Origin of the sequence: Hymenobacter convexus (genome assembly GCF_030580955.1) — a bacterium.
Lineage (GTDB): Bacteria > Bacteroidota > Bacteroidia > Cytophagales > Hymenobacteraceae > Hymenobacter.
In genome coordinates, this window is record NZ_JAUQON010000001.1 from 188785 (window position 1) to 209695 (window position 20911).

Here is a 20911-nt window from a genome sequence, read left to right on the forward strand (position 1 = left end):
AAGATGATTGACTTGCCCGTTATCCAGCCCGAAACGGCTGCCCCCGCCCGCCCCCGCAAGCCCGATTGGCTGCGCGTGAAGCTGCCCGTGGGCGAAGAATACGCCGCCGTGCGCCGCCTCGTGGATGAGCACAAGCTGCACACCATCTGCGAAAGCGGCAATTGCCCCAACATGGGCGAGTGCTGGGGCGCCGGCACGGCCACGTTCATGATTCTGGGCAACATCTGCACCCGCTCGTGCTCGTTCTGCGCCGTGGCCACCGGCCGCCCCACCGAGTACGACCTCGACGAGCCCCGCCGCGTAGCCGAGGCCATCGCCCTCATGAAAGTGAAGCACGCCGTCATCACTTCCGTGAACCGCGACGAGCTGAAGGACCGCGGCGCCAGCGTGTGGCGCGAAACGGTGGTGCTCACCAAGCAGCTTTCGCCCGGCACCACCATCGAAACCCTGATTCCGGACGTGAAAGCCAACTGGGACGCGCTCGACGTGATGATTTCGGGCGGCCAGGAAGTGATTTCGCACAACATCGAAACCGTGGGCAGCCTCTACCGCCTCGTGCGCCCGCAGGCCCGCTACGACCGCAGCCTGGAGCAAATCCGCCGCACGAAGCTGGCCGGCCACCGCACCAAATCCGGCATCATGCTGGGCCTGGGCGAGAAGGCCGACGAGCTGTACCAAGCCATGGACGACCTTGTGGCCAACGGCCTCGACATCCTCACCCTCGGCCAGTACCTGCAGCCCACCAAGCGCCACCTCGACGTGGCCGAGTTCATTACCCCCGACCAGTTTGCCCACTACAAGGAAGAGGGCCTGCGCCGCGGCCTGAAGTACGTGGAGAGCGGCCCGCTGGTGCGCAGCTCCTACCACGCCGAGCGCCATGTGAATGTGCCGGTGTAATTTCGCTACTGTTTCAGCCTCAATTCATTAAAAACGCCCCTGCCTTGGTTTCAAAGCAGGGGCGTTTTTGTAAGTGGACGGGCTTAATTGGGTTTTGTTGCGAATTGAGCCTGCCGGGTTTCCAGGTAGGTAGCCAAGTTATCGTTGTTCACGAACAGGAGCTGGACCGTGCTACCCGGCCTTGCCAATGCCGCGTTGCGTTGGGCAGCCTGTATCAGGCGTCGGCTTTGCCGCCCCATAAACCGGCTCCATTGGACGACGATGGTATGGTCGGCCGTGGGCTGGGCCGGCAAGGGCTGGCCACTGGGTTGCCGCAAGTAGCGTAAGTAGTCAGACAATGGCAGGGCCGTATCGGCCGGGGCCTGGGGCTTGGGCGGAAACTGGTTCAGCCCACCAGCGGCGTTCCAGGCCAGGTTGGGGAAACCGCCGGCGTAGCAATTAATGTAGAACGACTGCAACTGGCCCTTGCGGTCATAGTAAGCCGCCTGCAACGGTTGGTAGTGATTCTTGGCGGCTGCAGAATCGCGGCGGTGCAGATGCGAAAGAAAGGCCCGGTAACTGGTATCAAGCACAAAAACCTGATTGGCTGGAATGCCATAGCGGCCTGCCAACTGTTGCATCTCGCTTGATGACACCGGCCGCAAGCCATGGATGCCATACAAGCCCTGAAATACCGTCTGGCAGCTGCTCAAACCAAGTATACCGCACAGCAACAGGAAAGTAATTCTGAGATATCGGGGCATAAAAAAAGTCTCTCCGCAAAGGAAGAGACTTTTTCCAGTCAATTGGTGGCTGCGCGCCAAGCCAAAGGTTAGCGGCGGGCGTTAGTATCCTGGGGCGGGTAGGTGCTCAGGATGCCGTTCACAATGCGGTGGGTTTCGGCTTCGTCAATCGTGTTCTGGTTGACCTGAGCCTGCCCAGTGCCGCGCCAAGCCAGCTCCTTGCGGCGGGCGTCGATGATGTCGATGACCACGGTGCCGGCTTTGTACTGCGTCACGGGCGAATAGCCTCGGCCGTAGTAGCCGTAGCCATACCCGTAGGGGTAACCAAGGCCGTTGTAATAAGGCGATACCTGCTGCTTGTCCTCCACGCGGGCGCTGTAGGCCACGTAGATGTCCGGCGCGGTAGTAACCTCGGTCAGGCCTTTGGCCGTCATTTCGGCCGCCACGGAGGCGCGCATGCGCTTGTCGAGGAAAGATTCGTAGCCCTTGGCGGGGCCACCTTCAACATCTCTGGGCTGCTGCGGGTACCAAGACCAGGTTTTGAAAGCCCGGAAATTAACAGCGTGGTCGAAATCGTTGGTGACGCCCACGCGGGCAGCCGGCGAACAGGCGCTGGGTCCTAGGAGCAGCGCAACGGCGGCAATGGCTAAGCCCACAGGGCGGGCCAGGAAACGGGTGATGCGGTTCATAAATGGGGGTATGATACGGAATGTGAAAAGCGCTGAAACGGCAGGAATCGAAGCCCATAAGGCCTTTTCGGCGGCTATTGTACTAACGAAAAACCGAACGCTGTCGTTCACATTTTAGTCGAACGAAGCCGGGGTTTAAGCGATGAATTTCCCACTGTCCAAAATTGAGATAACCGGATTTTGTCCTACCTTACCCCCGGATTCCCATTCTTTCGTTCTTGCTTCGTCGATGAAAAGTACTGTCTTGTTGGTTTTGGCTACTGCCGGATTGTTCACTGCCTGCACCTCATCCCGCGACGAGCTCCGGCGCACGGCGCCCAACACGGTGCCCGTGCCCCACAACACCATTGTGGACTGCCCCGTGTACGACGGCATGACCAAGACCTCCAACGTACTAGTGCAAACCACCGCTGGCAATACCGTGCAGGTGCTCGATACCATCAACGCTTACTTCGTGCGCGTGCGGCTGGAAAAAGCCGGCCTAGTGCAAACCGGCTACATGGACCGCCGCTGCTTCGGCGTGCGGGGCGATAAGTAGGGGCGGCCTCGTCTGTCATTGCGAGGGCGAAGCCCGTGGCAATCTGTCCTCTCATCCGCGACCAGCCCCGAGACGTGATAAAGCCTTGTATTGAATCTAAAAAAGCCCCGGCACTGCGCAGTGCCGGGGCTTTTTTAGGTTAGTACTTGTCACATTACTAGGCGAGTCGCTGAGAGGAGGACAGATTGCCGCGCTCCACTGCGTTTCGCTCGCAATGACAGGCGATTAATACGACGGCCCTTTATCGGCCTGCACCAAGTTTTCTTCCTGGTCGGCGTACTGCTCGATGGGCGTGCAGCTGCAAATCAGGTTGCGGTCGCCGTAGGCCGAGTCGATGCGGCTCACGCTGGGCCAGAACTTGTTGGCCCGCACGTACTCCATGGGGTACACGGCTTGCTCGCGCGAGTAGGGGCGGGTCCAGTCGTGCACCAGCACAGTGGCGGCGGTGTGCGGGGCGTGCTTCAGCACGTTGTCCTTGGCATCGGCCTTGCCCGACTCCACGGCGGCGATTTCCTTGCGGATGGAAATCATGGCGTCGCAGAAACGGTCCAACTCGTCCTTGCTCTCGCTTTCGGTGGGCTCCACCATCAGCGTGCCGGCCACGGGGAACGACACAGTGGGGGCGTGGAAACCGTAGTCCATCAGGCGTTTGGCAATGTCTTCTACTTCAATGCCGGCCTTCTTGAACTGGCGGCACTCCAGAATCATTTCGTGGGCGCACCGGCCGTTGCTGCCCGAATACAGCACCGGGTAGTGCTCCTCCAGTCGGGCCTTGATGTAGTTGGCGTTCAGGATGGCAATTTCCGTGGCGCGCTTCAGGCCCTCGCCGCCCATCATCGAAATGTAGGCGTAGCTGATGGGCAGGATGCTGGCCGAGCCCCACGGCGCAGCCGAAACCGAGCCGCTGTCGCGGCCCTCTACGGGCACCACGGCGTGGCCGGGCAGGTAGGGCACCAGGTCTTCCACCACGCCGATGGGGCCCACGCCGGGGCCGCCGCCGCCGTGCGGGATGCAGAAGGTTTTGTGCAGGTTGAGGTGGCACACGTCGGCGCCGATGTTGGCGGGCGAGGTGAGGCCCACTTGGGCGTTCATGTTGGCGCCGTCCATGTACACGCGGCCGCCGTGGTTGTGGATGGTCTGGCAGATGTCGACGATGGTTTCCTCGTATACGCCGTGCGTGCTGGGGTAGGTCACCATCAGGCAGCTGAGGTTGGCGGCGTGCTTCTCGGCCTGGGCTTTGAGGTCGGCCACGTCGATGTTGCCGTCTTCGGTGCTCTTCACCACCACCACCTGCATGCCGGCCATCACGGCCGAAGCAGGGTTGGTGCCGTGGGCCGAGGCCGGAATCAGGGCCACGGTGCGGTGGTGGTCGCCGCGGGCATCGTGGTAGCCTTTAATGGCCAGCAGGCCGGCGTATTCGCCCTGCGCGCCGGAATTGGGCTGCAGGCTCACGGCGGCGAAGCCGGTCACCTCGCACAGCCAGTGCTGCAAGTCGGAGAAAATCTGTTGGTAGCCCTGGGCCTGCTCGATGGGAGCGAAGGGGTGCAGGCCGCCGATTTCGGCCCAGGTCACCGGAATCATTTCGGCGGTGGCGTTGAGCTTCATGGTGCACGAGCCCAGCGGAATCATGCTGTGCGCCAGGCTCAAGTCCTTGTTTTCGAGCTGCTTCATGTAGCGCAGCATCTCGTGCTCGGCGTGGTGCGTGTTGAAGATGGGGTGCGTGAGGTACTCGCTGGTACGCACCAGGCCGGTGGGCCAGGTCAGCTCCACTTCAGCAGGCAGCTCCACAGCGTCGGCCTCCTGGCCCAGCACCTTGGCGAAGACGTCCAGAATGTCGGCCACGTCGTGCAGCTCGGTGTTCTGGTTGAGCGAAATGCCCACGCGCACCTCGTCGAAATAGCGGAAGTTGATGCGGGCCGCTTCGGCTTCCTTGCGCAGGGCCTGCTGCAGCTCGGCGCTTTCCAGGCGCAGGTTCAGGGTGTCGAAGTAGTTTTCGTTGGTCTGCTCGATGCCCAGCTTCTTCAAGCCGGCGGCCAGCGTCTGGGCTAGCACATGGGTGTTGGCGGCAAACTGCTGGAGGCGCTGCGGGCCGTGGTACACGGCGTACATGCCGGCCAGCACGCTCAGCAGCACCTGCGCGGTGCAGATGTTGGAGGTGGCTTTCTCGCGGCGGATGTGCTGCTCGCGGGTTTGCAGGGCCATGCGGTAAGCCTTGTTGCCGGCGGCGTCCACGCTCTGGCCGATGAGGCGGCCGGGAATCACGCGCTTAAACTGGTCTTTGCAGGAGAAGAAGCCGGCGTGCGGGCCGCCGTAGCCCATCGGCACGCCGAAGCGCTGGGAGTTGCCCACGCACACATCGGCGCCCAGCTCGCCGGGCGAGGTGAGCAGCGTGAGAGCCAGCAAATCGGCACCCATCACCACAAAAACATTGTTTTTCTTCGCGTCAGCAATGAAGTCTTTGTAGTCAAACACTTCGCCATCGGCAGCCGGGTACTGCACCATGGCGCCGAAGAAGCCTTCGTTGCTCAGGTCAATCTGGCGGTGGTCGCCCACCACCAGCTCAATGCCCACCGGCGTGGCGCGGGTGCGCAGCAGGTCGATGGTTTGGGGCAGCACCTGCTCCGATACGAAGTACTGGTTGGCGCCTTTTTTCTTGGTCTGGCTGTGCAGCATGTGCATGGCCTCGGCGGCGGCGGTGCCTTCGTCGAGCAGGCTGGCGTTGGCGATTTCGAGGCCGGTGAGGTCAATTACCATTGTCTGGTAATTGATGAGGGCTTCGAGGCGGCCCTGGGCAATTTCGGCCTGATAGGGCGTGTAGGCAGTGTACCAGCCGGGGTTTTCCAGGATGTTGCGCTGAATGACGGGGGGCAACGTCGTATCGTGGTAGCCGAGGCCGATGTAGGATTTGAACACCTGGTTCTGGCTGGCAATCTGCTTGAACTTCGCCAAAAAAGCCCGTTCGCTGAGGGCGGCGGGCAGGTCGAGCGGCTTCTTCAGGCGGATGGCCGGGGGCACGGTTTCGTTGATGAGCTGCTCGATGCTTTCCACGCCAATGGTGCGGAGCATGGCGGCCTGCTCGTCGGCGCCGGGCGCGTTGTGGCGAGCTTCAAAAACGTCGACTAGCTGGGGTTTCAGCATCATAGGAGCGGAAAATTGGAGATGAGAAGCCGGTGTGGCGGGGGAATTTTCAGGTTCAGATTCCTTAACAAAGGTAAGCCCGAAAAGGCCCGGCGAACTGAAGGCAAAGGCGTAATTTTGGCGCGCAGCCCCGCTGAAGTTTGTCATCTTGAGCGCAGCGAAGGACCTTGTCACGGCTGAACAGTTTGCAGCAACCCAAATTCGCGCAATCGTGGTGAGGTCCTTCGCTGCGCTCAGGATGACAGGCGATTTTACATCCCACCCACCACCCTCAAACTCCCACCCATGTCCCTTACCATCGGTCTCATTCGCGAAAGCAAAACCCCGCCCGACAAGCGCGTGCCCCTCACGCCCAAGAAATGCACCGAAGCACTGAGCCTGTTCCCTGGCCTGCGCCTGGTGGTGCAAAGCAGCGCCGTGCGCAGCTACTCCGACCAGGAATACCGCGACCTGGGCCTGAAAGTGCGCGACGACGTGACCGACTGCGACGTGCTGATGGGCGTGAAGGAAGTGGCCATCGACCAGCTCATTGCTGGCAAAACCTACTTCATGTTTTCGCACACCGTGAAGAAGCAGCCCGCCAACCGCAAACTGCTGCAAGCCGTGCTGCAGAAAAACATTACCCTGGTCGACTATGAACTGCTGACCAACGAGCGCGGCGAGCGAATTGTGGCGTTTGGGCGTTATGCGGGCATTGTGGGAGCCTATAATGGCCTGCTCACCTACGGCCGCAAGCACGGCCTGTACGAGCTGAAGCCGGCCTACCAGTGCGTAGATATGGACGACATGCAGGAAGAGTTTTTCAAGGTGAAGAAGCTGCCGCCCATCAAAATGGTGGTTACCGGCTCGGGCCGGGTGGCGCAGGGCGCGCTGGAAGTGCTCGACCGCATGGGCATCCGGCGGGTGAGCGTGTACGATTACCTCTACCTCGATTTTAACGAGCCGGTGTACACGCAGCTGCGCAGCTCCGACTACAACCGCCGCCGCGACGGCCGCGTGTGGGACACCCAGAATTTTCACCAACATCCGGAGGAATACGAGTCCACGTTCGGCAATTTCCTGCCCGTGACGGACCTGCTCATTGCCTGCGCCTACTGGCACCCGGCCGCCCCCCGCCTTTTTGAGGAAGCCGACACGCAGCGCCCGGATTTCCGCATCAACACCATTGCCGATGTGACCTGCGACGTGAACGGCTCCATCCCGACCACCAAACGCGCCAGCACCATTGCCGAACCGGCCTTCGACTATAACCCCGCCACCGGCCAGCTGGAGCCGGCCTACTCACAGCCCGAAAACGTCACCGAAATGGCCGTGGATAACCTGCCCTGCGAGCTGCCCCGCAACGCCAGCCGCGACTTCGGTCGCCAGCTTATCGACAAAGTGCTGCCCCACCTGGTGGGCTCCGATGCCGAAGGCGTGATTGCGCGCGCCACCATTGCCAAGGGCGGCCAGCTCACGGAACGGTACGCGTATTTGGCTGACTACGTGGCGGATGGCAATGCCGCGCCCGTGGCCTGAAGCTCATAGGTTCTGGCAGGTATTCTTTGACCTCGGCAGGCTTATTCCACGGCTATGCGCCGCGTCACGAAACCGTCGGCGTATTGCACCCGCAGCACATAAGCGCCGGTTTGCAGCCGTGCGACATCAAGCGCCATTTCGGGTTGGCCGACGGCCCGTGCCAGCACCACGCGGCCCAGGGCATCGAGCAGTTCCACGTGTTGGGGCCGGCTCGCCGCGTCGAGGGAAAGGTGTAGTTGCCCGTTAGCGGGCACGGGCCAGGCTTGGGTGGACGCCATGAGCTGCTGGCTGCTCACCTTTAGCACATTGCCGTCGAGCAGCCGCACGAGGCCGATGATGGTTTGCCCCCCGACACTCAGGAAGCTACCCGCCACCATAATGGCCCCGTCGGCTTGCACCAGAATGCGCTTCACCGCAGTAGTCGGGCCATTGGCTGGCAAAAAACTGGCGTCGGGGGCCAGCGTGCCCAGCACGCGGCTAAGGCCCGGCTGCGAGGTGGGCAGCGTCGTGCGGGTTCCCAGTAGCACGCGGCCATTGGGCTGCACGGCCAAGCTGCCGGTGTTGGCAAAAGACAAGTTTTGGACGGAGCCAGCCGTGCCACCATTGGGCAATAGATGGTTGAGGCTTGCGCCCGTAATAAATGGAGACGTGTCAGTGTAGAAGTAGCTGGTGTAATATAGGTCGCCATTGAGGTCCTGGCCAATGGCCGTCACCACGGGCCCACCGCCCAGGCCGGTGCTCAGGCTGAAAACTGCGGTGAAAGAAGGGTCGAGGCCCCCGCTTGGCAGGAGCCGAAAAACGCAGGAGCCACTGCCGAAACGGGCCCCGTTCACATTGTAAAACCCGGCGACCACCAGCTTGCCATTGGGTTGCACCACCAGGTCGCTGGCATTATAGCGCGGAAAACTGAGGTCGGCCTGGCCCGTGGTGCCATCCAGCGAGCGAAGCCAATCTTCGCTGGTGGTGGCGCCCGTCAGCTGCGTGGTGCCGGCCGCGAATACCCGGCCACTCGGCAACACCGCCACCCGGTTAATCGAGCCAATTGCAAATGGCGGCGCAAACGCGGCATCGAGGGTGCCGTTGGGCAGCAGGCGGGCTAGGCCGGCCCGGCTTGCACCCGAAATGTTCTGAAAATCACCGCCCACCAGTACTTTGCCATCGGGCTGCACCAGCACGGCCCGAACTTCGCGGTCAGGGCCGGCTGCGGCCGGCCAGGTGGCATCGGGCACACCCGTAGCGCTTAACTTGGCCAGATTTGTGCGGGCCACGCCGTTTATCTGCGTGAAATTGCCCCCCACAATGTAACCGCCGCCGGGCAGCTGCACGACGTCGTTAATCTGCCCCGGGACGTTAAACGACGCGCCAATTTGGTAGACAAGGGTGGCTTGAAATCCCGGGTCGGGGGTCTGGGCCCGTGCTGCTTGTTGAGTGAGTAGCACCAATAGCCCCAACATGCCATACCACCAGCGTAAAGAGTTTGCCTGCATAAAATCCAGCGTTAAGTACAACTGCCGAATAAGCAAGAATAAAGCCTGTTTTTGGGGATAGTATTATATAAATCAGTGCATCAACAAAAAAGCCCCTCCTGAAATCAGAAGGGGCCTTTTGTGACAAAGCAGCCGTGTGTGGAGCTGGAAGGCACGTTTACTTCATCGGGGGAAATGCGGAAAGCTAGAAGGTGCGGTTGAACCACGCTTTGATGTCGTCGACGGCGTGGCCGGTTTTTTCCTGCAAGCGGCCGAGCCACTCGTCTTGTTTGCCTTCTTCATAGGTCAGGTCGTCGTCGGTGAGGTTGCCCCACTTCTGCTTTGCCTGGCCTTTCACCTGGTCCCAGTTGCCGCGGGCGCGCCACTCGGTACCGGTGGTCGAAGCCGTGGCGTTGTCGGTTTTGTCGTTGAACCAGTTTTTGATGCTGTCGATGGTTTCGCCGGTTTTCTGCTGCAGGCGGCCCAGCCATTCATCCTGGCGGCCTTCATCGTAAGTCAGGTCGTCGTCGGTCAGGTTGCCCCATTTTTGCTTGGCCTGGCCTTTGATGTCGTTCCAGTTGCCGCGAGCGCGCAGCTCGGTGCTGTCGCCGATGTTATTATTGTTAACGTCCATGATTGAAACGGGTGGGAAGGAAATGTGAAAAGAAAGGTGATTTGTGGGCTTGTACGCGCTGCCTCACGGCTGTGTTTATTGCGCCACCCCGAATGCCCGAATTTTGCACGATGCCCCATGATTCCGCCTGGCCAGCCAAAAAGCAAAAAGCCCCACCATTTGCATGGCGGGGCTTTTTGCAAACCGAAGATTCAACTTACTTCTGCGGAGTGGCGGGCGTTTCTTCTACCACGCCGTTGGCGGGCTTGTTGCGCACCACGGCGGTGTCGCCGGGTTCGCGGGCCATGTCGGCTTTGGCGCTGTCTACGGCACCTTCCACGGCGTCGCCGGCGTTGGAAGCGGCATTTTCGGTGGCGGTAGCGGCGTCATCGGCCTTTTTTTCGGAACACGAGGCGAACGTGAAAGTGCCGAGAGCGGCTACCAACAGCAGGGTTTTGAAGGAGGTCTTCATGCGGTTAATTAAGGAAAGGAATGATTGAAAAAATGTACCCTTAATCAAGCAGAAAGCAAAAGGTAACCCGGCAAAATGCTGCGGCTGAATTTATTGATGGATGGTAAGCGGGAGCGAAGGGATAAGTAAGGCCGTCAGGCAGCGCGTAACGAAGCCTCTTTAACCCGGTAGTAAGTGCGCGGTAGAAAGGTTTCGCTACGCGCTGCCTGACGGCCTTTCTTATATCCGGCCTCCTGCGAAGCCTCAACCGCCCGCCCGCCGTAATTTGGCCCCATGGACGATTTGCGCACGACGCTTCTTACGCTGGCCCCCGACGAGCGCCGCGACTTTGGCGTGTTCATTCAGCGGCAGCGCCGCAAGGCCGCTGGCCGGCAAGATTCGCGCCTCTACGAGCTGCTGGTGCAGGCCAAGGAGCTCAAGCCCGAGCAGCTCATCGCCAAACTCTACCCCGACGAGCCCAACCCCGTGGCCTACTACGCGCTGCGCAAGCGCCTGCTGCGCCACCTCACCGATTTCCTGCTGTTGCGCCAGCGCCAGCTCGATACCACGGCCGCAGCCTCGGTGCGCGGGCAGCTCACGCTGGCCCAGTACCTGTTCGAGGCCGGCATTCCGCGCCTGGCCTGGAGCACGCTGCGCAAAGCCGAAAAGCTGGCCCGCGAAAACGAGCAGTACGAACCGCTGAACGCGGTGTACAACCTCCAGATTCAGTACGCGGGTTCGCCCCACGCCGTGCCGCTCGACGAAATCCTGCCCCGCTACCGGGCCAACAAAAAAGCCGCCGACGAGGAGGAGCGCGCCAACATTGCCGACAGCCTGCTGCGCCAGCGCCTGCGCGAGTCGCGGGCCCGGGGCCGCGCCACCGTGGCCGTGGATGGCATTTTGCAGCAGATTCTGGCCGAATACGACTTGCAGGAGGCCTTTGCCCGTTCGCCCTCGCTGCTGAGCCGGCTCATGTCCATTGCCCGCAACGCCATGCTGGTGCGGCGCGACTTCACCTCGTTTGCGCCCTTCATCGAGCGCTGCTACAACCTCATGGAGCGGCGCCACGGCTTTGCGCCGGCCCAGCGCGGGCATCAGTTGCGGCTGTTGTATATGCTGGCGCACGCGCTCTACCGCTCGCGCCGCTTTGCCGAATCGGTGGCGTATCTGGAGCAGGGGCAGGCGCTGATTGCGGCTGGCCCGGCCCGGCAATTCACCGAGCTGGTGCCGCGCTTCACCTTCCTGCTGGCGGCCAACTACGCTTTTTTGCGCCGCAACGCCGAAAGCATTGCCCTGCTCGAAGGCGCCCTGCGCGGCCCCAAGCCCCTGGCCGCCGCCGACGACCTCACGGCCCGCTTCCAGCTCTCGTTTCACTACTTCGCCGAAGGCAAATTCGCCAAGGCCAACCAAAGCATGCTCAGCCTCAACCGCACCGACCATTGGCTGGAGCAGCACCTGGGCCTGGAATGGATGGTGAACCGCAACATCGGCGAGCTGCTCATTCAGTTCGAAATGGGCAACCAGGAGCTGGCCCTCACCCGCCTGCGCGCCACCGAACGCAGCTTGCGCGAGCAGTTCCCCGCCATGCCGGCCGAGGGCGACGCGCCCGCCGTGCCCGTGGGCGGCCCCTACCAGGCCGTGCTGCTCTATCTGAGCCTGGTGCGCGAGGTGATTGAAAACCCCGCCGAGGCCCGCCGACCCGAATTCATCGACCGCGTCTGGCACATGCCCAATTTCCTCTCCTCAGAGCGCGAAGACCTGCAGGTGCTCAGTTTCTACGCCTGGCTGCGTGCCCAAACGCTGGGCCGGCCCTACTACGACGTATTGCTGGAGTTGGCGTACGCTTAATGGCGACAGATAAACAGCATCCATAAAAAAAGGCCCGAATGCAGCTGCATTCGGGCCTTTTCAACGCAATCGATAAGGAGCTTACTTGTTGGCTGCTTCCTTCACATTGGCTTTGGTTTGCTCGGCCGAACGTTTAGCCGCGTCGCCCATTGCCTTCATTTTGGCGTCGAGCTTGTTGCCGACAGCTTCCATTTTGGCGTCGGCCTCGGCCATTTTGGCGTCGAGCTTCTCGCCGGCGGCATCCATTTTAGCGTCGAGTTTTTGGCCGGCGGCTTCCAGCTTATCGCCGGCTTTGGCCGCGGCCGCGTCGATTTTGGCGCCAGCTTCGGCGGCCGAGCCAGCGGGGGCGGTGCTGTCAGTCGTTACGGTGGTAGTGGTGGTGCCGTCGGCCGCGGTGCTTGTTTCGGCGGTTTTGGTTTCGCAGGCGGTGGCGGTCAGGGCCACGGCCGCGGCTAAGAACAGGGATTTCAGCGACATTTTCATGATGAAATAAAATTGCGGTGAATGGATGTGCTTAATAAAAAGCGCCGGCAAAAGGTAACCCGGCCCGTCGGCTCGGGGCGCGAATCGGCGGCCGACGGCCGGGCTAACTTTTTAGCTGCTGCGCTAGTATAGCCCCTTACGCATTCTCTCTTTTTCGCATTCCCATGGATTCAACCGCCAACATCCCGCAAACGCCCGCCACTCCCGAAGTGCCCATGGCCGTGAGCGACCAACAGAATACCGCGCTGCTCGACGATACCCTCACCTTCCTCACCGCCAGCACGCCCACCAACTCCGGTCCCCAGGGCCTGGCCGAGGTAGAGCGCTGGCAGGCTGTGCTGGCTTCGTCTGAACGGCCGGGCCTCGCCAAAATCAAGCAAGAGCTCAACCAGCTCAACGAGCTGCTGGCCGACCCCAAAACCCCCGCCCACGACATTGCCGAAATCCTGGCCAGCCTCGGTGCCGAAACCGCCAAGGTGGCCGAAGACGCCGGTGGCGACTACAGCAGCCCCCTCACCAACCTGAGCAAGCTGCTCATCAAAGCCGGTAATACGCTCTCGCGCTAACCGCGCCGAGGTAACCATTGTAGCGCGAACTTTGTAGTTCGCGTCGCCACGCGGCCCGGATTTTCCGGTCGGCGGTTGGCGACGTGAGCCACCAAGTTCGCGCTACTGCTATTTTATGCCCCAGCTAACCCCCACCGACCTGCTGCCCTACGACCCGTTCGACGGCATGCGTTTCGGCCCCGAAACCTGTTTTCTCAGTGGTCAACCCGTGGGCCCCGACGATACCGTGCCCGTCTTCGCCGAGTGGTTGCAAGCTCGCTACAACCTCGCCGAGCGCCCGATTCAACTGCTCGACCAGCGCACCGTTCTCATCAAGGATTTGCGCCTGCCCGCCAGCCCGGCCGCCCGCCAGCGCATCGCAGAACTGGAGAGTAGAGTAGAGGCCGCCGCCGCGCAAGGCCCCGCCGCCCTGCGCGCCCTCGGCGACGACACGCTGTTTCTGTGGATGGGCAAAATGTTCTACGGCATCTTCATCACTGAGCTGCTGAACGAGTTCGAGCCCGTGATAAAGCCCAAGTACCCACTGGCCGAAAATGCCGCGCTGGTGCGCCGCTTCCAGGCGTTCTTTCAACTGCTACAGGGCCTGCGGGTGCCTACCGAATACGCCGATTTCGTGCCCGGTTCCATCTTCGTCCTCGAAGCCGACCCCACCGAAGACGTAACGCCCTTCGAATACGACGACGACCTGAACACGCTTGTGTTCAGCATCAAGCTCGATAAAGCCGTGCTGGTGGCTTGCTTGGTCGATATCGGCCTCGTGGGCCAGGCCATGCGCAAGGTGTACGCCGACGCCCAGCGCCCCCTGCACCCCGTGCAGATTGCCGAGTTCAAGGCCCGCGTGTACTACGCCGCGCACCTGTTGCACGTCGTGCCCGACGTGTACCCGCGCCACCCACGCCCCGGCGATACCCAAATCGTATTCGACGCTCTCATCGACGACGTGACCGGCGCCATCTTCAACCCCTGGGAAAACAGCGCCTACACCCAAACACTGGCCGAAATGTGGCTGCGCTGGGGAATTACCCTAGCTGATGTGGTAGCCAAACCCGCCGAGCCGATGACCCTGCTCTACAACGCCGACGGCTCCCCCCGCGAGTTGAAGCACTGGCCGGTGGTATCAGCTTAAGAAAGAACGCCATGCTGAGCGCAGTCGAAGCATCTCGCGTGTGGTAGTGACTCAATTGATTGGATTGCGTTGCGTATGCGAGATGCTTCGGCTGCGCTCAGCATGACTGTTTCACAAACTATGTTCCGGTTAGCCTCCCACCTCCGCACCGCCCTGCTTCTGCTGTTGCTCCTGACGCTGAATGGCTGCATCCGGTTGTTGCTCAAGCCAGGCCGGCCGTTTGAGAAATATTTGCCTCCGCCCGCGCCCGACTACGTTCAAGCCAGCAGCTGGGCCGCCCTGCCCACGCAGCGCGACTCGGCCGATGCCGTGCCCCGCCACTCCACGCTGCGCGACGAACAGGCTAAGGCCGCCGTCGACGTGTTTTTCGTGCACCCCACCACCTATTACTCGCCCCGTCACTGGAACGGCGACGTGCGAAAAAAGTGGCTGAACAAGTACACCGACCGCACCACCATCAAGCAGCAAGCCAGCGTGTTCAACGCCACCGGCCGCATCTACGCGCCGCGCTACCGCCAGGCCACGCTCTTCTCCTTCCTCGACAAAGAGCCCAACGGCGAGAAAGCCCTGGAGCTGGCCTACTCCGACGTGCGCGCCGCTTTTCAATACTACCTCGCGCACTACAACCAGGGCCGCCCGTTTATCATCGCCAGCCACAGCCAGGGCACCGACCACGCCACGCGCCTGCTCCACGAGTTTTTCGATAAGGATACCAAGCTGCGCCGCCAACTCGTAGCCGCCTACCTCATCGGCTTCCAGGTAAAGCCCAATGAGTTCCTAACCATCCAGCCCTGCGCCGACTCGCTGGCCACCGACTGCTTCATCGCCTACAACACCTCCGATGCCGGTCATGAGTCGCCCATGTTCCAGCCCAGCATCGCCGTCAACCCCCTCACCTGGACGCTCGATTCCACCCTGGCCCCGGCCAGCCTCAACCGCGGCGCGGTCAGCATCCGCTTCAAGCACGTCCACCCCCACTTCACCGATGCCCAGATTCACCACGGTCAACTCTGGGTGCACGCGCCGCGCTTCAAAGGCTTCCCACACTTCCCACCCTCCGGCAAGAAGAAGCTGCGCTACTCCCGCCACATCGCCGATTACGCGCTGTTTTACATGAACATTCGGGAGAATTCTCGGGCGCGGGTGCGGGCGTGGTTAAAAAAATGATACAAAGGCTAAGCCGATGCCATGATGAACAGCAAGTATCCCATGGGCACAATAGCTCCCGCTACAAACCCCCATACATGCGGCCTGCCCCTTTTCGATAGTAGATAAAGTAGGCCGACATTGATGAGCAGAATCAAGCCTAATAGTAGTTTATAGCTGATAGGCAGCGGGGCTATATGAAACCCTGATTCTCCTGGCATCACTCTGTCCATCGTCGCAAAGTCAACGCCATCAGCCCATATCCACGCTACCAGAAATCCATCCAAGAGCAGCGTACCAATGAGTACAGCAAGAATAGTCACAACTCGGGATAGCCTACTGGAAGCTTGAACTGAGGTATTCATGACTACAAAGAAAATCCCCGCCGGCACAACGCCAGCGGGGCTTTCAATTTAGCTAAAAACGGCAATTAAGCGCCGATAGCTTCGCGGGTAAAGCTGTAGTGAAGTAGTTATTGCTCCGGCTGGTAACGATACTTAGTGCCCGTCAGAAAAACGTACCGTACAGTGATTGCAGCAGACAGCGTATTCAATCTAAGGTCCGTGTGTGCCGTAGCCAAGACGTTGTGCGTCGCCTCATCCACCACGGAAATCACATTTTCATTCAATCCTGACAAGGCTACCATGTTTTTCACTTCTCCTCCAATCAGGAGCATGGGTGAAGCCTGCCACTCCGCTCGCAATCCTAGTGCAGCAGTATATCGGGCGCCGGGGGTCTTGCCTTGTGCGGTAAGAAAAATACGCTGATTGGGCACTGTCCTGAGTCCGTTTTGATAGCCTAACGTGTCAACTAATAAGGGATAATTTTGAGGAGAAAGAAAGCTCACGACTCCGCCAGCTACTACGTGCAGCGCAATCCGCGGTGTCGGCTGCCACAGCCGTAATACCACTGATAGCGGCACCTGCGTGTAGTTATGCAGGTAAGCACGGCTTATGCCAACCTGCTCCACTTGCACTCGAAAGCCGTAGCCGGCGCGCAGGAATAGCAGTCCGGTTTCAAACGACAGCGTCGGCGAATGACTATAGCCCAAGTGCAGCCCCCAGACCGGAAGAAGCGGGCCCTTGCTGGTTTGAATGACAGCATTTGTCGACTCGAAACGTTGAGATTGTAATGCAGTTGCCACAGCACTCGCGTACAGCCCATACGTGCGCTTGTGTACCGTAGCCGGCAAATCCTGAGCTTGCCCTGGCAGCCCAATACCCATTAACATTGTCAGTAAGCAGGTGTAACGGAAAGGGCCCATACCATCGGCGCATTTAGAGTGAAACTGCCTGACTAGCAACTGAGAAAAGACCTAAATATAAAAGCCCGCTGGCAATTTGCCAGCGGGCTTTCACAACCAACGCGGATGGGGTTTAAGCGCCGATAGCCACGCGCTTGAAGTCCGAAACCGTCATGCCTTTCGACTTGCTGTCGAGCAGCTGGGCGATGGTCATCGAGTTGTCTTTCACGAACTCCTGGTTCAGCAGGGTCTGCTCTTTGTAGAACTTGTTCAGCTTGCCTTGGGCGATTTTCTCCAGCATCGCCTCGGGCTTGCCTTCAGCACGCGCCTGCTCTTTGCCGATTTCAATTTCGCGCTCCACCGTAGCCGAGTCCACGCCGTCTTTGTCAACGGCAACGGGCTTCATGGCCACGATTTGCATGGCCACGTCGCGGCCCACGGCAGCAGCGTCGGCCGAGCCCACGTTCTTCAGGCCCACGAGTACGCCTTTCTTGCTGTCGGAGTGGATGTACGAAGCCACTTTCTCAGCGGTCAGCGTCACGTAGGTCAGGTCCAGCTTCTCGCCGATTTTGCCGGTCAGGTCGGTGATGTGCTCCTGAATGGTCAGGCCATCGTCCTCTTTCACAGCCAGCAGCTCCTCTTTGGTAGAGGCGTTGGTGCGCACAGCGGCATCGAGGATGCGCTGCACCAGCTCGCGGAAGTTCGCCACTTTGGCTACCGACTCGGTTTCGCAGGCCAGGGCCACCAGCTTGCCGTTGGTGCCGTCCTCGCTCACGTTCACTGCCACGAAGCCTTCCGAGGTTTCGTTCTCGGCGCGCTTGTCAGCGATTTTCTGACCAGCCTTGCGCAGAATGTCGCGGGCAGCTTCGAAGTCGCCATCGGCTTCGGTCAGGGCTTTTTTGCAATCCATCATGCCGGCACCGGTCATGGTGCGGAGCTTGTTTACGTCTGCGGCGGTAATAGCGGCCATTGGAAGTAGCGCGGACTTTTAGTCCGCGAATTAAGTGAATGGTTGTTTTTTGAGAAAAGTCGCGGACTAAAAGTCCGCGCTACGAAAAGAAAAAGGGAACCTCCGGAGCCTAGACTACTCGAAGGTTCCCTTTTTTCAAAGAGCTCAGAAGGGACTATTCTTCGTCAGCAGCCGTTTTTTCAGCAATGGCGGCCTCATCGGCTTCCTTGCGGTCGGCGTCTTCTTTGTCAACTTTGCGCTCCGACAGGCCGTCTTCGATGGCCTTGCCAATCACGCTCACGATGAGCTGAATCGACTTTGAGGCATCGTCGTTGGCGGGAATCGGGAACTGCACCAGCTCGGGGTTCGAGTTGGTATCGCAGATAGCGAACACAGGGATACCCAGTTTGTGGGCTTCTTTCACGGCGATGTGCTCGCGCTTCACGTCCACTACGAACAGGGCAGCGGGCAGACGGCCGAGGTCGGCGATGCCGCCGAGCACGCGGTCAAGCTTCTCGCGCTCGCGCTGCATCATCAGTTTCTCGCGCTTAGCTAGTGCGGCGTAAGCGGTGTTCTCTTTCACCATCTTGTCGATGGTGGCCATCTTCTTCAGGCTCTTGCGAACCGTGGCGAAGTTGGTGAGCATGCCGCCCAACCACCGGTCGGTCACGAAAGGCATCTTCAAACGCTCGGCTTCCGTCGTAACGATTTCCTGCGCCTGCTTTTTCGTGGCTACGAACATGATTTTGCGGCCGCTTTTCGCGATGTTGCGAATAGCCTGGGCTGCATAATCAAGCGAAACCAACGTTTTGTTGAGGTCGATGATGTGGATGCCGTTCTTCTCCATGAAGATGTACGGCGCCATTTTGGGGTCCCACTTGCGGGTGAGGTGACCAAAGTGGGCACCTGCGTCGAGCAGGTCCTTATAAGTCGTCTGAGCCATGATGTGTTTCCTCCTGGATTAGCGTTTCGAGAACTGGAACGAACGACGAGCCTTGCGCTTGCCGAATTTTTTGCGTTCCACCATGCGCGGGTCGCGGGTCATGAAACCTTCCTTCTTCAAAGCCGGACGGGTTTCTTCGTTGTCGCTAACGAGCGCCTTGGTGATAGCCAGACGGATAGCCTCGGCCTGAGCCGAAATGCCGCCGCCGCGCACGTTCACCTTGATGTCGTACTGGCCGACTTGCTCGAGGATTGCCAGGGGCTGATTTACAACGTTCTCCAGCAACTCGTTGCTGAAGTACGATTTCATGTCCCGGTCATTGATAGTGATATTCCCTTGCCCGGCCTGCATGTAGATGCGGGCCACCGAGGTTTTTCTTCTACCAGAGGTGTTGGTAATTGCCATTAGTGGAAAAATTAAAGAAGCGTAAGCCGTCGTGGCTTACAGGTTTTTCAGTTCGATGGCCACGGGCTGCTGGGCCTCGTGGGGATGCTGGTCGCCGGCGTACACGTACAGGTTGCGGTACTGAGCGGCGCCGAGACGGTTACCTTGCAGCATGCCTTTCACGGCATGCTCAATCACGCGGCGCGAGTCGCGCTCCATTTGCTCGCGCACGGTGCGACGCTTCTGGCCGCCGGGGTAGCCCGAGTGGGTGATGTAAACCTTCTCGGTCATTTTTTTGCCCGTCACGCGCAGGTTGTCGGCGTTGATAACGATGACGTTGTCGCCGCAATCCGCGTTGGGGGTGAACGAAGGCTTGTGCTTGCCACGCAGGATGTTGGCAATTTGGCTGGCAACGCGGCCCAGCGGGGCCACGCTGGCGTCTACGATAACCCAGCTCTTCTGGGCGTTGGCCTTATTGACGTGGGTCGTCTTGAAGCTCAGGTGGTCCATGAGTCGAAAAAAAGGTATGCTAAACTATTGAATAAGAGTACGGAGCCGCTTGGGCTTCGGGAAAAACGGACACAAAGGTACTGATTTATGGGGAAATAGCCAAACGTACCTCAGTAGTTTTTCCAGGATTCCCTTTTGATGCCGTCAAAGCCAGAGGCTGATAAATGGCAATGCTTGGCCCCAAGACGTACTTTTGAAGCTTAATGTCGCTTATGAATCCTTCGGCTGCTCTTTCTGATACAACTGCTTCCGACCGCCGCGCCCGGCTTCTGTTGGCCGTATTGCTGCTGATTTCGGTTGTCATGGCCTTCATCACCAAAGGTACCTACGACTCGGGTGACAGCGTGAAGCACTACCTGTTTGCGCACTACGCCTTTCAGTACCCGCTCAATTATTTCGATTCGTGGGCCAAGCCGCTATTCACGCTGCTCTCGTCGGGGCCGGCGCAGGCCGGGTTTATTGGCATGAAGCTGTTTCAGTGCACGGTGGTGGCCGTTTCGGCTTGGTGCGCCTACGTCATTGCGCGGGCATTGCGGCTCCCGGCGCCGGAGCTGGCGGTGCTGTTTTGCTACGCCGCGCCCGATTATTTCCTCATCCAGTTCTCGGGTCTCACCGAGCCGCTGTTTGGGCTGATACTTGTCGCTTCCGTGGCGCTGGCCATGACGAGCCGGCCGGGCTGGTCGGCGGCCCTGATTTCATTTTTGCCCTTCGTGCGCTCCGAGGGCTTTATCCTGATTGGCATCTGGGTAGTGTACCTGGCCTGGGAGCGGCAGTGGCGCTATCTGCCGCTGGTGGTGCTGGGCTATGTGCTGTTTAGCGTGGCCGGCGCCGTGGTGCTGGGCGAGCCGGGCTGGGTGTTCGGGCGCAATCCGTACGCTACCGTTTCGGTGTATGGGCATGGCGACTGGCCGCATTTCGTGGCGAGCCTGCCGGGCTTACTGGGCTGGGTGCTGTCGGTACTAGTGGCGGTGGGCGGCGTGCGCATGTTGCGCGACTGCCTGCGGCCGGAGCGACGCCGGGAGCCGTTGTTCGCCGCCGAACTGTTGCTGGTGTACGGCAGCGTCACGGTATTTATTGCCGCGCACACCATTTTCTGGGCTAAAGGACTGTTCAATTCCTTTGGTCTAACGCGCGTGCTGGACGTGACCACGCCGCTCTTTGCCGTGGTCGCACTTAGTGGCTTAGCCGGGTTGACGTTGCTGGGGCGCAGCCCGCTGGCCCGGCGGCGCATTCAGGTAGGTTTTGCGGTGGCGGTGGTGCTTTTCCTGTTCACTGGCGCGCGCAATGCCTTCCGTTGGAAGCGCGATTTTACCCCGCCGCCCGACCAGCTGGTGGTAGACCAGGCCGCCGCCTGGCTGCGCCAAACCGACGACCTGGCCGCCCGGCCCATGGCCTACGAGTTTCCCTATGTGTCGGTGGCCACGGGCAACGACCCCTTCACCGCCCAGACGCATCCCGACATCGCGCTCAACAACAACGGCCAGGTCGAGTCGCTGCCCGTGGGCGCCCTGCTGATTTGGGACGACTGGTTTGCTCGCACCGAAAAGCGGGTACAGCTGGCCACCATGCGCGCCGATGCCCGCTTCCGCGAGCGGTGGCAGACGGCCTTGCCCCGCCACCCCGAGCATCCGGAGCGCGACACCACGCGCATCGTCATTTTCGAACGCGTGCGGTAAGTTGA

General features: G+C 60.3%; 20 protein-coding genes. 8 read left to right on the forward strand and 12 right to left on the reverse strand.

Translation table 11 applies throughout. From position 1 onward, the window contains the following. Positions 1 to 3 precede the first annotated feature (3 nt). Entirely contained in the window at positions 4 to 897 is an 894-nt protein-coding gene (gene lipA / locus Q4S41_RS00695) for a lipoyl synthase (RefSeq protein WP_305029214.1), read from the forward strand. 83 nt (positions 898 to 980) lie between these two features. On the opposite strand, the gene Q4S41_RS00700 is transcribed toward lipA, so the two are convergent. Beyond that, positions 981 to 1700 carry a hypothetical protein gene (locus tag Q4S41_RS00700; protein ID WP_305029215.1) on the reverse strand — a complete coding sequence of 240 codons (720 nt, stop codon included), beginning with the start codon at positions 1698 to 1700 and terminating at the stop codon, positions 981 to 983. Between the two features lie 8 nt (positions 1701 to 1708). Next, on the reverse strand, positions 1709 to 2308 hold the full coding sequence (locus Q4S41_RS00705) for a DUF4136 domain-containing protein (RefSeq protein WP_305029216.1): 600 nt from the start codon (positions 2306 to 2308) through the stop codon (positions 1709 to 1711). 229 nt (positions 2309 to 2537) lie between these two features. On the opposite strand from Q4S41_RS00705, the gene Q4S41_RS00710 reads away from it, so the two are divergent. Then, complete coding sequence (locus Q4S41_RS00710) at positions 2538 to 2846, forward strand: hypothetical protein (RefSeq protein ID WP_305029217.1); 309 nt, start codon at positions 2538 to 2540, stop codon at positions 2844 to 2846. A gap of 225 nt (positions 2847 to 3071) precedes the next feature. Here the strand turns inward: Q4S41_RS00710 and gcvP are convergent, their stop codons facing one another. Further along, positions 3072 to 5987 carry an aminomethyl-transferring glycine dehydrogenase gene (gene gcvP, locus Q4S41_RS00715; RefSeq protein ID WP_305029218.1) on the reverse strand — a complete coding sequence of 972 codons (2916 nt, stop codon included), beginning with the start codon at positions 5985 to 5987 and terminating at the stop codon, positions 3072 to 3074. Positions 5988 to 6269: 282 nt separating this feature from the next. Between gcvP and Q4S41_RS00720 the strand changes: the two genes are divergently transcribed. Beyond that, complete coding sequence (locus tag Q4S41_RS00720; protein ID WP_305029219.1) at positions 6270 to 7502, forward strand: NAD(P)-dependent oxidoreductase; 1233 nt, start codon at positions 6270 to 6272, stop codon at positions 7500 to 7502. Positions 7503 to 7543: 41 nt separating this feature from the next. On the opposite strand, the gene Q4S41_RS00725 is transcribed toward Q4S41_RS00720, so the two are convergent. The 3 genes from Q4S41_RS00725 to Q4S41_RS00740 form a co-directional block, all read right to left on the reverse strand. Further along, complete coding sequence (locus tag Q4S41_RS00725) at positions 7544 to 8989, reverse strand: T9SS type A sorting domain-containing protein (RefSeq protein ID WP_305029220.1); 1446 nt, start codon at positions 8987 to 8989, stop codon at positions 7544 to 7546. 184 nt (positions 8990 to 9173) lie between these two features. Beyond that, a complete protein-coding gene (locus tag Q4S41_RS24535; protein WP_369811234.1) occupies positions 9174 to 9602 on the reverse strand; it encodes a CsbD family protein in 429 nt (142 codons plus the stop codon). A 196-nt stretch (positions 9603 to 9798) separates the two neighbouring features. After that, positions 9799 to 10053, reverse strand: coding sequence for a hypothetical protein (locus Q4S41_RS00740; protein ID WP_305029221.1), 255 nt, complete (start codon positions 10051 to 10053; stop codon positions 9799 to 9801). A gap of 273 nt (positions 10054 to 10326) precedes the next feature. Here Q4S41_RS00740 and Q4S41_RS00745 point away from each other — a divergent pair, with 273 nt between their 5' ends. Further along, positions 10327 to 11880, forward strand: coding sequence for a hypothetical protein (locus tag Q4S41_RS00745; protein WP_305029222.1), 1554 nt, complete (start codon positions 10327 to 10329; stop codon positions 11878 to 11880). Between the two features lie 81 nt (positions 11881 to 11961). Here Q4S41_RS00745 and Q4S41_RS00750 read toward each other — a convergent pair whose 3' ends face one another. Then, on the reverse strand, positions 11962 to 12357 hold the full coding sequence (locus tag Q4S41_RS00750) for a hypothetical protein (protein WP_305029223.1): 396 nt from the start codon (positions 12355 to 12357) through the stop codon (positions 11962 to 11964). A gap of 170 nt (positions 12358 to 12527) precedes the next feature. Between Q4S41_RS00750 and Q4S41_RS00755 the strand changes: the two genes are divergently transcribed. The 3 genes from Q4S41_RS00755 to Q4S41_RS00765 all read left to right on the forward strand — a co-directional run bounded on the left by Q4S41_RS00755 (position 12528) and on the right by Q4S41_RS00765 (position 15222). Beyond that, positions 12528 to 12929 (forward strand): hypothetical protein, encoded by a 402-nt coding sequence (locus tag Q4S41_RS00755; RefSeq protein WP_305029224.1) that lies wholly within the window; start codon positions 12528 to 12530, stop codon positions 12927 to 12929. Between the two features lie 115 nt (positions 12930 to 13044). After that, the gene (locus Q4S41_RS00760; protein WP_305029225.1) at positions 13045 to 14055 is read left to right on the forward strand and encodes a hypothetical protein; all 1011 of its coding nucleotides are present in this window, start codon (positions 13045 to 13047) and stop codon (positions 14053 to 14055) included. 120 nt (positions 14056 to 14175) lie between these two features. Further along, positions 14176 to 15222: a DUF3089 domain-containing protein gene (locus tag Q4S41_RS00765; RefSeq protein ID WP_305029226.1), complete on the forward strand. Its 1047-nt coding sequence runs from the start codon at positions 14176 to 14178 to the stop codon at positions 15220 to 15222. A gap of 451 nt (positions 15223 to 15673) precedes the next feature. Here the strand turns inward: Q4S41_RS00765 and Q4S41_RS00770 are convergent, their stop codons facing one another. The 5 genes from Q4S41_RS00770 to rplM form a co-directional block, all read right to left on the reverse strand. Next, positions 15674 to 16432, reverse strand: a complete 759-nt coding sequence (locus Q4S41_RS00770; protein WP_305029227.1) for a hypothetical protein — start codon at positions 16430 to 16432, stop codon at positions 15674 to 15676. 145 nt (positions 16433 to 16577) lie between these two features. Then, a complete protein-coding gene (gene tsf / locus Q4S41_RS00775) occupies positions 16578 to 17414 on the reverse strand; it encodes a translation elongation factor Ts (protein WP_305029228.1) in 837 nt (278 codons plus the stop codon). A gap of 154 nt (positions 17415 to 17568) precedes the next feature. After that, a complete protein-coding gene (gene rpsB, locus Q4S41_RS00780; RefSeq protein WP_201977389.1) occupies positions 17569 to 18336 on the reverse strand; it encodes a 30S ribosomal protein S2 in 768 nt (255 codons plus the stop codon). 18 nt (positions 18337 to 18354) lie between these two features. Next, positions 18355 to 18741: a 30S ribosomal protein S9 gene (rpsI, locus tag Q4S41_RS00785; protein ID WP_208176116.1), complete on the reverse strand. Its 387-nt coding sequence runs from the start codon at positions 18739 to 18741 to the stop codon at positions 18355 to 18357. A 36-nt stretch (positions 18742 to 18777) separates the two neighbouring features. Further along, positions 18778 to 19230, reverse strand: coding sequence for a 50S ribosomal protein L13 (rplM, locus tag Q4S41_RS00790; RefSeq protein ID WP_305010056.1), 453 nt, complete (start codon positions 19228 to 19230; stop codon positions 18778 to 18780). Positions 19231 to 19442: 212 nt separating this feature from the next. Between rplM and Q4S41_RS00795 the strand changes: the two genes are divergently transcribed. Beyond that, positions 19443 to 20906, forward strand: a complete 1464-nt coding sequence (locus Q4S41_RS00795; protein WP_305029229.1) for a hypothetical protein — start codon at positions 19443 to 19445, stop codon at positions 20904 to 20906. The last annotated feature ends 5 nt before the right edge of the window (positions 20907 to 20911 follow it).